Genomic DNA, 12,228 nt, shown 5'->3' on the forward strand with positions numbered 1-12,228 from the left:
GCACGGCGGCGCCGTCGAGCGGTGACCACGCCCACTTCCATGACGTCGGCCTGCAGACGACGGCCGACGCGATCGCCCCCCGCTCCCCCACCGGAAAGGACTCACGATGCACAGAAGAACACTCCTACGGGCCGGGACCGGCCTGCTGGCCGGCGGTGCCGCGCTCGCCCTGCCTCCCGCCACGCTCGCGGGAGCGGCGCCGGCCGCGGACCCGACCGACGGCTGGACACAGACCTCGTTCACGTACAGCTGGCAAAAGCCCTGGAACCTCGACCTCAGTGAGCGGCACAGCTACAGCGGCGGCGTCCACCGCATGTGGGTGTACGCCGACGACGAGCCGTTCCAGGAAGGTAGTTCCACCGACCCGCGCACCGAGATGCGCTGGAAGGTCGACTACACCACGGGCAACCACATGTGGGATGCCGACGTCTACCTCCCCTCCGGCACCGACGGCGCCTCCTTCGTCCAGATCCTGCGCAGCGTCCACCCCTCAGGCACCCCCGCCACCGACATCATGCTCAACGTCTACGACACGGGCGGTGGAACGGTACGGCGCTACGACGGCACGGTGCTCAAGACGGGCGCGTACGACACCTGGTTCAACGTGAAGATCGCCCACCAGGCGGGCAGCGGGACGGGGACCGTCAAGGTCTACTTCGACGACTCCCTCGTCCTGACGGTCGACGACCGGGGCCCCGCCACCCGCTACTTCAAGAACGGCGTGTACGACCACGGTTCCGGCCGTGCAGAGGCGCGCTTCCGCAACATCCACTACTGGACGAGGTGAGCGGGCCGTGCGCAGACGACAGGCTCTCGCCGTACTCGGCGGCGCCGCCCTGGCAGGCACGGTCGGCACGACAGGTACCGCGGGACGCGCATACGCCGCGGACGAGGTGTACTTCCAGAACCGTGGCAGCGTCGAGGGCTGGGACCACGCCTACACGCAGAAGGACGGCATGATCGCGACCGTCGACTCCCCGGTGTACAAGGGCGCCCACTCACTGGCGGCCACCCAGACGTACATCGGCGAGACCGGCGGCTACCACTCGGAGGTCATCAAGCGCGGCGCGCAGAGCGTCGGCGAGGACAGGTACTACGGCCAGGCCGTCCGCCTCGCCCCGGACTGGACGTTCCACGACCAGAACGTCACCTTCCAGCAGTGGTCACCCGAGGATCCCGAAGGGCCCTGGCTCCTGATGTTCGTCATCGGCGACGAGATCCGCTTCGGCGGCTCCGGCGGCATCAAGGGCACGGTGGGCACCGTCACTGCCCTGCGCGGTGCGTGGGCGCGCGTGGTCGCCCGCCTCAAGCTGGCCGGCGCGGGCGCGGGCGCCTTCGAGGTCTGGCTCAACGGCAGGAAGACCGTCAGCATGACCGGCATCGCTGCCCTTCCGTCGACCTCGGGGACCATCCGCTGGTCGAACGGGATCTACTGCACGGCGTGGCGCGACGGCACGCCCAGCGGCCCCGACGTCCTGACGATCCACCACGACAACCACCGGATCGCCTCGTCCTACGCACTCGCCGAACCGGGCAACTGGTCCTGAGCACACCCCGATCCGGTGGCCGGGCCCGGTGGGTCGGGCCACCGGATCGGGCCGTCGACCCCAGTGCCCCGCCTCGGCCTCAACCCGGCGCACGCCGCTGTTCGCCTCGTCGGCCTGCGAACGGCGCCGCACGCTGCGCAATGCTGTTGGCCCGCTCGGGACATGCCATGACGTCGGTCGTGCAGATCTGCCTCGGACGGCCGACGGCTTCGGGGTGATGACAGGGCAGCCTGGAAGCATGCGCGCTCACCGGCCGGCATGCCTTCTCCAGCCGATTACGGTGCGCGGGCCCAGTGTGGTGTGATGCTGTGACGGGCGCCCGCCCCTGATTGACGCAGGGGCGGGCGCCTTGTCAGCTCAGAGTCTCGTCAGCCGGCGCAGACGGTGAAGTTGACGGTGTCCCCCGGCTTGACGGACTTCGGGGCGTGCGGGGACACGCCGATCACCGAGCCCGGCTTGCAGCCCTTGACGGACTTCTTGGTGACGGTGCCGAGCTTGGTCTGCATCTTCTCCATGTACGCCTTGGCCCCGTCCAGGCTCCAACCCGCGAAGTCGATCGGGATGGTCAGGCCCTCGGAGTGGAGGTACAGCACGGTGGTGGCGTCGCTGTTGGTGACCGTACGGGTAGCCGCCGGGGTCGAGCTGTTGCTGCCGGCGACCGAGGTGGCCAGAGCCGTGCCCCCGCCCGCGGCGATGAGGGCGGCGGCGACAGCGGCGATGCCGATGGTGCGCCTGCGCCGGGTGCGGCGCTGGATCTGGGGCGCGTCGAAGTCGGGTGCCTCGGTGGAGTTCGCGAATCGGTTCATGGCGTTCGTCAGTTCCTCTTCGAATGGTGTGCAGCCGGAAGTCCGTGCGTCGTCGTACGAGGTCATCGGATTCCCTCCGTGTGCTGCCGTGGTGAAGGGGCGGAGAGTACGGGGATCTCGCCTCTGAGCTTCTCGATCCCGCGAGCGAGCTGGGAACGCACCGTGCTGGGCGATATGTCCAGGTCGGCTGCGATCTCTGCGTCGGAGAGGTCGTGGAAGTACCTCAGCACCACGACCGTGCGCATCCGCATGGGCAGTTGTTGCATGGCACGCATCAACTGGTCGCGGTTGTCCACCTGTCCGAACTCGTCTCCCGGAGCGGCTCTGTCGCCGCTCTGCGAATCGGAGGTCGTGACCAGGCGGCGAAACCTGCGCCAGCGGTCGTTGGCCAGGTTCACCATGATCCGCCGAACGTAGAGATCCGGAGCGTCCTTCCCGGCGATGGTGCGCCATTTGCGGCAAGCCCGCTCCAGGGTCTCCTGGACCAGGTCCTCCGCGGCTTCACGGTCGCCCGTCAGGACGAAGGCTCCCCGGAACAGCGCGGTCGACCTCGCGGCGACGAAAGCCTGAAAGTCCGTCTCCATACGCTCCTCCCTTCCTGTCACCCCCCTCGACGTGAACACCGCCTCATCTGCTGCACGGCTGCACTGAGACCTGGGTCACAGGCGTCGCTACCGTCCGGCATCACCGCATGGGACGGCATCGACGAAACCGGGGAACAGCTCCTGGTTGTCTCCGCGGTGGCTCGGTTGCCCGTTCACGGCCGATGTCACGGCGTCCTCCGACGTCAGGAGCGTGAAGGTGCCGGCGTGGCCGGCGGGCTCGTCCTTGGCGAAGAAGGTGCCGACGGTCAAGGGCATGGCCGGTGTCGAGTCGGCCGTCTACAAGCCGTCGGGGGGCGACAGCGAGCGGTGCACCTACAAGTTCCCCGCCACCCACGCCGATGCCGACGGCGTCCCGCGCTACTGGGCACAAGCTCCGGTGCAGCGCCTGCATCTGTGGCTGCCTCCAATGCCAGCGGCCAGCGGCCAGCGGCCGAACTTGTCGGCCTCGTGCCCAGTGGCGGCTGCCATCGCGCCGATCAGCTCATGGCCTGGCAGCCGACGCGAGGGGGAGCAGCTGTCAGGGGTTCCAGAAGACGGTGGCGATCGTGCGGTCGAAGCGTCGTGCGGTCAGGTCCTCGTGTTGGATCGCCCAGTGGACGACGGCGCCCTCCATTCCCTCGATTCTGGGGTTCCAGTCGGCGAGCAGCACCCAGTCCTCGACGGCGCCCGAGACCGCTTCTCCCCAGCCGCGCGCCTCCGCCGTCTTCACCGCGCACTCCACGACGCTGTTGACCGGGTCGAGATGGACGGCCTCCTCCGAGGCGAATCCGCCGAGTTGGAGAGGCCCCCCGGTGGCGATGTCGCCGCGTGTCGCCTCCCACAGCTCGGCCAGTTCCCTGGAGTGGGGATGTCCGGGGAGTGGCGCGGTGTGGGTGCTTCCGGGGATCTGGACCGCGTAGTGGCAGGGCAGGGAGGGGGTGGTCGTCGCCCGCAGCCGGCCCTGCGGAAACGCCTCGACCATCTTCCGGAACTCGTCGACCTCGGACCAGAACCCTGAGTTCCTGTCCCGTTCCTCCGTGGCCGCGTCGGCGGGGACGTACACGACCTCCCCGATGTTGACGAGGTCACCGTCGTCGTCGGGGAAGGCGAACAGCAACAGGTGACCGTCGGGAGGCAGCGGGAGATCCGTCGCGTCGGCGGGCAGCGCCGTGAGGTCGACGGAGGCGACGAAGGGGAAAACGGGGGTCGGGGTGTCGGCGGGCAGCATCAAGGGGCCGCCGAACATGCCCACGACCGGCCCGTCACCGCCCTGCGACAACGTCACGCAAGGGCGAGCGGTGTCCAGCCACCGCTCCACCTCGTCGGCCGGAATGCCCTGCGCAATCGCCTTGTCACGGAAGGGACTTAACGTGTTCCGCATCTCGGGAGTCATGAACTGACCCTAAGGGCCGTCCTACCTTTCAAGGCGTGGGTCTGATCTGATCGTTCGTAGGATCAGAGGGGCCCGGGGGCTCCGGGTATGGCTGTAAAGGCTGAGCCGACAGATGGCTTACGGGACTTGGCCGCCCAGAGCCCCGCGACGACTCGACCGCTGATTGGGAGACGCGACTCGATCGCTGCTGTAGGACAACGTCGGCGAGGTCGTCTGCGGGATCAATGTCAGACGAACTGGCGGAGGGGCATATGTCCGAGATCTGGGCCGGGGTGGACATCGGCAAGACGCATCATCACACCGTGGTGATCAATGCAGAGGGCGAGCGGTTGCTGTCCCGCCGGACCCTGAACGACGAGAGTGAGCTGCTGGCGCTGATCGGCGAAGTGCTGGCGATATCCGACGATGCGCTTTGGGCCGTCGATCTCAACCACGGGGGCGCCGCCCTGCTGATCGGCCTGCTCATCGCCCACGACCAGCCAGTCGCCTACCTCACCGGCCTGGCGGTTCACCGAGCCTCGGCCACCTATCGGGGCGAGGGGAAGACCGACGCGAAAGACGCCTTCGTCATCGCCGACCAGGCCCGCGTCCGCCGGGACCTGGGACTGCTCAGGCCCGGGGAAGAGATCGCTGTCGACCTGCGCACCCTGACCACCCGGCGCCTTGACGTGGTCTTCGACCGCACCCGGCAGATCAACCGCCTCCGGGCCCAACTGCTGGAGATATTCCCTGCGTTGGAACGGGCGCTGGACTTGACCAACAAGGGTCCTGCGATCCTTCTGACCGGCTACCAGACGCCGTCAGCGATCCGCCGCGCAGGCGCGAAGCGGATCGAGACCTGGCTGAAGAACCGCAAGGTCAAAGGTGCCGCCGCACTCGCTCACATCGCCGTGGAAGCCGCCCGGGCCCAGCACACCACGCTGCCCGGCGAGAAACTGGCCGCCGCGATGGTGGCCCGCCTCGCGAAGGCGGTGCTGGCCCTCGACGAGGAGGTCGCGGAACTCGACGCCCTGGTCGAGGCCCGGTTTTGCGAACATCCCCACGCCGAGGTGATCCGCAGCCTGCCCGGTATGGGGCCCAGGCTCGGCGCCGAGTTCATCGCCGCGACGGGTGGCGACATGGATGCCTTCGGCAGTGCCGACCGCCTGGCCGGCTTCGCCGGCCTGGCCCCGCAGCCCCGCGACTCCGGCCGCGTAAGCGGCAACCTGCGCAGACCCCGCCGCTACCACCGCGGCCTGCTGCGGGCCATGTACTTGTCGGCGATGGCCAGCCTCAAGTCCTGCCCCGCCTCCAAGACGTACTACCAGCGAAAGCGGAGCGAAGGAAAGGGGCACAAGCAGGCTCTCCTCGCCCTCGCACGTCGACGCATCAACGTTCTGTGGGCGATGATCCGCGACAGCGAGTGCTATCACTCCTCACTTCCCACCACAGAAGCGGCTTGACATAAGCATTGGGAAGTCCCGTAGCTGCCATGGCGGTTGAGGTTGGCGGGCGCGGGTGGAGCACCCTGTCCGGGGCCTGGTGCAGGGACGATGGGTTCATGGATGGAGTCCTGTACCAACTACCGACCGCTTTCTGGACCGTTCCGTACGTGAGCTCCCGGTTTCCGGGGGCGTCGGAGGTGACTGACCTTCCCAACCTGGAGGAGGGTGCGAACTGCCAACTGTTCGCCTACGAGGTGCTTCGGCACTTCGGCCTGGCTGCGCCCGCTCTGCGGTCGAGCGAACTATGGGCCGATACGCAGACCACAGCCCGCGTGTTGGTTGCCCAGCCACTTGACCTGGTGCTGTTCAACGCCACCGAGGATGCTTATGGCGCCCACGTAGGAGTCTGGGTGAACGAGGGACGAGTGCTGCATCTGTGCGCAGAGATAGGACGCCCGGCAGTCTGGGAGACGACAGAGTTCGCGGCGCGGGAGCGCTACCGGGTTCTGATCGGCAACAAGCGTGTGGTCGACACGACGCAGAACACCGTCGGCTGAACTCGACAAGGCCCGGAGGGATCTGTCATGGCGTCCCGGGGCTCTGACGGGCGGGGACTGTCTCGTAACGGCTGGCCACGGGCTGGGATGATTTTGATGTGGCTGGTGTGATCACGGCGTCGGAGCCGTCCTGGATAGCCCCGTTCACCGGGCTGAGTCCGCGTCAGTTCAGCAAGTTGATCACTGCGCTGCGTCGCGAATAGGCCGGCGTCCATGCCTTCTTCGGGATGGGGTCGCCTGGTTTACGACGACGCCGGGTGTACGGGCACGGCTACGCCGGCAGCACCGCCTCCGGCGCCCCGGCGTGCTCACGCCTCCAGTGGTCCGGCCGGAACCCCGGCTGGGACCTGGGGAGACCGGCGCGGTGGAGACACCTGAGTTGCCGAAAATTTCAGTTGATCTGGACCCCGGCGCATGAATACTGACTTTCGTCTCAGTTGATCTGGTCTGCTTCCGGCCTCTTCAATGTGACCTGTTTGACCAATGGGGGGCCTGCGAGAATGACCATGCACGACGACCAGGTGGACGTAACGGACGAAATCGTTGCGAACTTGATCCGAGAACAATTTCCGCAGTGGAGCGGCAAGGCGATCCAGCCCCTGTCGTCGACCGGGACGGTCAATGCCATCTTCCGCATCGGTGACGACCTCGCTGCGCGTTTCCCACTGCGGCTGGCCGATGCTGCCGACGCGTTGGCGGTTCTGGAACAGGAGGCGCAGGCAAGCGCGGAGCTGGCGCAGGTGTCTTGCTTCCCCGCCCCGGAACCCGTCGCCCTGGGAAAGCCCGGAGCGGGTTACCCCATGCCGTGGTCGATCCAGACATGGCTGCCGGGAACGATCGCCTCTGATGCCGACCCGAGTGGGTCGGACGCCTTCGCCGAGGACCTTGCGGCCTTCATCGCGGCCCTGCGGAACGCCGATACGCGGGGGCGGCTTTTCAGTGGCGACAATCGTGGCGGCGTTCTCGCTGACCACGACGACTGGATGGCGAAGTGCTTCGAGGAGAGTAAGTGTCTGCTCGACGTGCCCCGGCTGCGCCCGATGTGGAGCCGTTTTCGGGAGTTGCCACGCAGCGGTGCCGATGTGATGAGCCATGGTGACTTGATTCCCGGCAATGTACTGGTCGCGGGAGACAGGCTCGGCGGAGTACTCGACACCGGCGGATTCGGCCCGGCCGACCCCGCGCTGGACCTGGTCAGCGCCTGGCACTTGTTGCAGCCAGGCCCTCGGGAAGTGCTCCGGCGGACACTGGTCTGTGACGAGCTGGAGTGGGAGCGCGGCAAGGCATGGGCGTTCGAACAGGCGATGGGTGTCATCTGGTACTACGTCGAGACCAACCCGCCGATGAGCAGAATGGGGCGCCGGACACTCGACCGCATTCTGGAGTCGACGGAGTGATGCCGCCCCGCTCGTGGGCCGTGACAGAGACGATCGCTTCCCGCCCCCACCGACAACAGTGCCAACGGGAACAGACTCGGCCGAGACAGGACAGGATCAACGCCTCCTGTAAGAGCCCTGTCGACTAAGAGCCCTGTCGACGGTCGTTCTCGCCCATGGACCACGCACTGGCCCCGCCGCCCGGGGAGGAATCGTCAAACCTGTGGATGAGGAGTGGTTGTCTGCTCGCAGGCGAAGGGACTTGAGTCTCCAGTAAGGGGAGACGCAAAGGTGGGGGCATGGACGGCGACACGCGCTACTCGATCGGCGAACTCTCTCGACGGACCGGTCTCACGGTCAAGACCATTCGGTTCTACTCCGATCGCGGAATCGTGGCGCCGACCGACCGCAACCCGGCCGGCTACCGCCTCTACAGCATCGACGCTGTCGCACGCCTGGACCTCGTGCGAACCTTGCGCGAGCTGGGACTGGACCTTCCCACGATCCGCAAGGTCGTGGATCGCGAACTCTCGCTTCCCGAGGTCGCCGCAGCGCACGCCGAAGCGCTGGCAGTCCAGATCCGCGTCCTGCGCCTGCGGCGCGCGGTGCTGACGGCGGTGGCCGAGCGCGGGTCCACACCTGAGGAGACGGAACTCATGCACAGGCTGGCCCATCTTTCCGAGGACGAACGCAGACGTCTGATCGGCAATTTCCTCGACGCCGTCTTCGGCGGTCTTGACGCCGTCCCCGCATTCGCGGGGGTCATGCGCTCGATGACCCCCGAGTTGCCCGACAACCCGGAGGCGGAGCAGGTCCAGGCGTGGGTGGAGCTGGCCGAGATGTCCCAGGACCGGGGTTTCCGCGCCGTCGTGCGGCGGATGGCCGAGGACCTGGCAGCCGAGCAGATCCGAAGCGACATGGTGGGCCCGCGCCGCGACATCGCGGCAGCCGTCCGTGACCGGGCCGGGCCGGCCCTGAGCGCAGGCATCGACCCGGCCTCCCCCCAGGCCGATCCGATCGTTGCGGAGTTCACTGCGCACTACGCGCACCTCCTCGGTCGCCCCGACGACGTCGAGCTTCGCCGCGGGCTGGTGTCTCGGCTGCAGAGTGTCAACGACCCACGCAGGGAGCGATACCTTCAGCTGCTCGCAGTGGTCAACGGCTGGCCGGCTCCGGAGAGTCTGGCTGCAGTGCTCGATTGGTCCGTCCAGGCTCTGCGCGTCCGGACACAGCAATGACGGGGCGGTCACAAGGCGGCATGGGGCGGACGCGGCCGGCGTCGGGTCGGCGGGCATCGCGCGCCACTTGATTCCGGTGGCCCCGAGACAGTGGATCCGGTCAGCCGCATCGGACCGCGGCACGGGCCTCCTGTTGCTCCACGGCTTCGACACCCGCGAGCAGTTCAGGAGTTCCCGTCTTCATGCCCTGGCCCCGGCCGCCCGCCCGACCGGGAATCCGTGTTCGGCTGCCGTCGCTCAAGGGCGAGGAGTCGACAGCTGCTCAGCCGGCCGGACTGCCGAACCACTGACGGGCGGCCCGTGCAAACCCTTCGCGGTCAGGGGCGCGGTCGCCTGTCCAGGCGACTATGCCGTCGGGGCGGACAAGCACGGCTCCGAATCCGAGGTCGTTCCTCGCCCGACCGGCCACATACCGGATCCGGCTCTCACAGCCCGCCGTCGGACCGTGCAGCCGTCGGTCGATGCTGAAATCGAGCGCGAGGCCGCGTCCGTCCTGCATCAGGTCGCCGAGAGAAGTGCCGTTGTCGAGACGAAAGTCCGGGGCGCTGCGGCCGACCAGCGGGTGCTCACCGCCGAGGTCGTAGCGGTTCGACGAGCCCGACGCCTTCTCGAACACGTAGGTCGTCCCGTCACGGGTCCCGATCAGGTCGCGGATCACTTTTTGCATCGCATGGGCATGCGGGTCCGGCTTCATGACCGCCACCTGGGCGCGCGACCAGTCGAGTACCTTCGCACCCGTCGGATGACGCTCGTGGGTGTAGGTGTCGAGAAGTCCGTCCGGCGCGTCCCCGCGCACGGTCGCTGCGAGTTTCCATCCCAGGTTCACGGCGTCGCCGATACCGGTGTTGAGCCCCTGCCCACCGAGGGGCGAGTGGATGTGCGCGGCGTCGCCCGCGAGCAGGACGCGTCCCTGCCGGTAGGTCGTCGTCTGCATCGCCCGGTCGGTGAAGGTGGAGGCGAGATGGACGTCGTCCAGTGTCACGTCGGTGCCGGACACTCGGCGCAGAACCGCCTGCAGGTGGTCCCGGGTCGGCTGCTGTGAGCGATCGAAGGCGCCGCCGTCGAAGTCCATCATGCTGATGTGTCCCGCCACGGGCGTCTGGAGGTACACGCCCATGGGCGTCAGGTTGAATCCGAATCCAGATCGCAGCTTCTCGGGATCGGCGATGGTGGCGTGCATGGTGTAACCGGTGAACTGGGGCTCGGTGCCGACGAATTCGAAGCCCGCGAGCCCCCGCACCGTGCTGCGTCCGCCGTCGCAGCCGACGAGCCAGCGCGCCACGTATTCGTCCTCACCGGCCTGTGCGATCACGCTTTCGTCGTTCTGTACGACGCCTGAGACGGTGACGCCGCGCCTGATCTCCACGCCGAGCTTGGATGCCCGCTCGGCCAGCACCGTCTCGACCGCGTCGAGGCTTGTGAACACTCCTTCCAGTGCCGGGCTCGGGAGCCGGAACGGCAGGGCGGCTACGTCGACCTTCGCCGGATCGAGCATCATGCCGGCGAAGTGGCCCGCGACACGAGGGGGCACCGGTTCGTCCGAGTCGGGGTTCACGCCGGGATCGTCGCTGCTGCCCGATGCTGTCAGCAGAGTGGGCAGCATCCCGCGCCGGTAGAACGCCTCGACCGACGCGGCGGACAGGCCTCGCATCCCGAGCGGGATCGACTTCCACGGGGAGCCGAGCTCCGGTTCCCGCTCGAGCACCAGGACAGAACAGCCCGCGAGGCCAAGCTCGCAGGCAAGGAACAGACCGACTGGGCCCGCGCCCACGATCATCACGTCATGCATGAGAGTTCCTCTTTCCGAGGTCAAGCAGCCGGATGGGCACCCGGCCGGATCTCTGGAAAGGTGTCAGCCCTCACCGACGGACCGCCGACATCGGGCCGACAGCCCCCGACACCACCGACAAGGCGCCGACAGCACGGCCACGTCGCCCGATCGCCTCGGCTGCCCGTCAAGGCGGGCACGTTGATCTGCGGTGGCGGATCATGTCGCAGCTGAGCCGCCGGTAGTTGTCGACCACCTGCGGCCGGCCGCCGTTGCCCGAGGACGGCGGGAGAAGACGGCGAACGGGTTGTACGCGCCGCCGTTGTCGATCCGCTCCAAGTCCGCGCCCGGCAGGGTGTGACGCGGAGGTTCGCGCGCACGCCGTTGTGGTTGCACTACTCGCGGTTCTAGCTGGTCTCCCGGGACCCGAACCGGTAGGTGGCGTCGCTGCTGTGGCCGCCGTCGGTGGATGTGTGTCGCGGCATCCGATGTGACTGGGCACGGTGTCCGGCACAGTAGGGCATGTTCGGCCACCCGTACGAGGTGGAGTCCAGAAGTGGGCGATATCAGCGGGGAGCCGCGTGCTGGTCGCCGCTGACCTGGTCGAAGTCGTGCGTGGCCTGGGCCAGCAGGTCGAGCATGGCCAGCTCCGCCCGGGCCGCGTCCTGGTCGCGAACGGCGTCGAACACGGCCTGGTGGCTGGGCACGGGGTCGGATGCCTGGCTGTGGGAGTGCACCACCCGGTCGCGCTCGCGCAGTCCCGGCTCCAGGAGGAGGTCCATGCGGGCCAGCATTTCGTTGCCCGTGGCGTTGAGCAGGGCGCGGTGGAAGGCGGCGTCCGCTTCGGCGGCGCTTGCGGGAGAGTGCGCCTGAGCTTCGGCCATGGCGTCGAGGGCGCTCTGCATCGCCTCGATGTCGTCGTCGGTGCGATGCAGTGCGGCCCGGTGTGCCGCGGCGGGTTCCACGATGGAGCGCACGTCGGCCAGGTCCCGCATCAGGCGCTGGCCACCGCCGCTCTCCACCTGCCAGCGGATGAGGTCCGCGTCGAGGAGATTCCAGTGCTTGCGCTCCCGGACGAAGGTGCCGCGTTTCTGGCGGGCGTCGATGAGTCCCTTGCCGGCGAGGACCTTCATGGACTCGCGCATGACGGTCAGGCTGACGTCCAGTTCCTCACCGAGTGCGCGGACGTCGAGAATCGCACCTTCGGGCAGGTCACCGCCGACGATGCGAGTGCCCAAGGTGTGCACGATCTGCCCATGTACGCCTCGGCCGGCATAGGACGCCATGCGGTGTTCTCCTCGCGCTGGGAAGCGGTTGCCGTGCTGGCACGGGCCCCATCCTAGTCCTAAGCATTAATTATGAATAAATCTTGACAGGGGTATGGGCCCCACCCACGATGAACGCACCTTCACTCAGCCGCTGCTGTAGGAGCCAATTGTCTTGTTATCTCTGCATGCCCCAGGAGCGCCCCCGGTTCTGACCGGGCGTCTGCCGATGGGCAGTTCCCGCACTGCGCAACAGGGTTTTCTGTTCGT

At 67.8% G+C, this 12,228-nt stretch carries 11 protein-coding genes and 2 pseudogenes; 8 read left to right on the forward strand and 5 right to left on the reverse strand.

The window, feature by feature from the left end:
* Positions 1-106 precede the first annotated feature (106 nt).
* Both OHT57_RS02585 and OHT57_RS02590 read left to right on the forward strand, forming a co-directional pair.
* Positions 107-787, forward strand: a complete 681-nt coding sequence (locus tag OHT57_RS02585) for a polysaccharide lyase family 7 protein (RefSeq protein ID WP_328744197.1) — start codon at positions 107-109, stop codon at positions 785-787.
* Positions 788-794: 7 nt separating this feature from the next.
* Complete coding sequence (locus OHT57_RS02590) at positions 795-1,547, forward strand: polysaccharide lyase (protein ID WP_328744198.1); 753 nt, start codon at positions 795-797, stop codon at positions 1,545-1,547.
* 368 nt (positions 1,548-1,915) lie between these two features.
* Here the strand turns inward: OHT57_RS02590 and OHT57_RS02595 are convergent, their stop codons facing one another.
* The gene (locus tag OHT57_RS02595; RefSeq protein ID WP_328744199.1) at positions 1,916-2,353 is read right to left on the reverse strand and encodes a PASTA domain-containing protein; all 438 of its coding nucleotides are present in this window, start codon (positions 2,351-2,353) and stop codon (positions 1,916-1,918) included.
* 62 nt (positions 2,354-2,415) lie between these two features.
* Positions 2,416-2,937: a SigE family RNA polymerase sigma factor gene (locus OHT57_RS02600; protein WP_328744200.1), complete on the reverse strand. Its 522-nt coding sequence runs from the start codon at positions 2,935-2,937 to the stop codon at positions 2,416-2,418.
* A gap of 217 nt (positions 2,938-3,154) precedes the next feature.
* Here OHT57_RS02600 and OHT57_RS02605 point away from each other — a divergent pair.
* Positions 3,155-3,256 (forward strand): annotated as a pseudogene (locus OHT57_RS02605) (DUF5707 domain-containing protein); the annotation flags it as partial.
* A 219-nt stretch (positions 3,257-3,475) separates the two neighbouring features.
* On the opposite strand, the gene OHT57_RS02610 reads toward OHT57_RS02605, so the two are convergent.
* A complete protein-coding gene (locus OHT57_RS02610; protein WP_328744201.1) occupies positions 3,476-4,330 on the reverse strand; it encodes a DUF1963 domain-containing protein in 855 nt (284 codons plus the stop codon).
* Between the two features lie 251 nt (positions 4,331-4,581).
* On the opposite strand from OHT57_RS02610, the gene OHT57_RS02615 reads away from it, so the two are divergent.
* From OHT57_RS02615 to OHT57_RS02635, 5 genes and pseudogenes are all read left to right on the forward strand, one after another.
* Positions 4,582-5,772: an IS110 family transposase gene (locus OHT57_RS02615; RefSeq protein ID WP_328743927.1), complete on the forward strand. Its 1,191-nt coding sequence runs from the start codon at positions 4,582-4,584 to the stop codon at positions 5,770-5,772.
* 98 nt (positions 5,773-5,870) lie between these two features.
* A complete protein-coding gene (locus OHT57_RS02620) occupies positions 5,871-6,311 on the forward strand; it encodes a hydrolase (protein WP_328744202.1) in 441 nt (146 codons plus the stop codon).
* A 98-nt stretch (positions 6,312-6,409) separates the two neighbouring features.
* Positions 6,410-6,511: pseudogene (locus tag OHT57_RS02625) on the forward strand (IS5/IS1182 family transposase); the annotation flags it as partial.
* 300 nt (positions 6,512-6,811) lie between these two features.
* Positions 6,812-7,708, forward strand: coding sequence for an aminoglycoside phosphotransferase family protein (locus tag OHT57_RS02630; protein WP_328744204.1), 897 nt, complete (start codon positions 6,812-6,814; stop codon positions 7,706-7,708).
* A gap of 278 nt (positions 7,709-7,986) precedes the next feature.
* Positions 7,987-8,925, forward strand: a complete 939-nt coding sequence (locus OHT57_RS02635) for a MerR family transcriptional regulator (protein ID WP_328744205.1) — start codon at positions 7,987-7,989, stop codon at positions 8,923-8,925.
* 262 nt (positions 8,926-9,187) lie between these two features.
* On the opposite strand, the gene OHT57_RS02640 is transcribed toward OHT57_RS02635, so the two are convergent.
* Positions 9,188-10,714 carry an FAD-dependent monooxygenase gene (locus tag OHT57_RS02640; RefSeq protein ID WP_328744206.1) on the reverse strand — a complete coding sequence of 509 codons (1,527 nt, stop codon included), beginning with the start codon at positions 10,712-10,714 and terminating at the stop codon, positions 9,188-9,190.
* A gap of 545 nt (positions 10,715-11,259) precedes the next feature.
* Positions 11,260-11,979, reverse strand: coding sequence for a FadR/GntR family transcriptional regulator (locus tag OHT57_RS02645; RefSeq protein ID WP_328744207.1), 720 nt, complete (start codon positions 11,977-11,979; stop codon positions 11,260-11,262).
* Positions 11,980-12,228 lie beyond the last annotated feature (249 nt).

This window comes from Streptomyces sp. NBC_00285 (genome assembly GCF_036174265.1).
Lineage (GTDB): Bacteria > Actinomycetota > Actinomycetes > Streptomycetales > Streptomycetaceae > Streptomyces.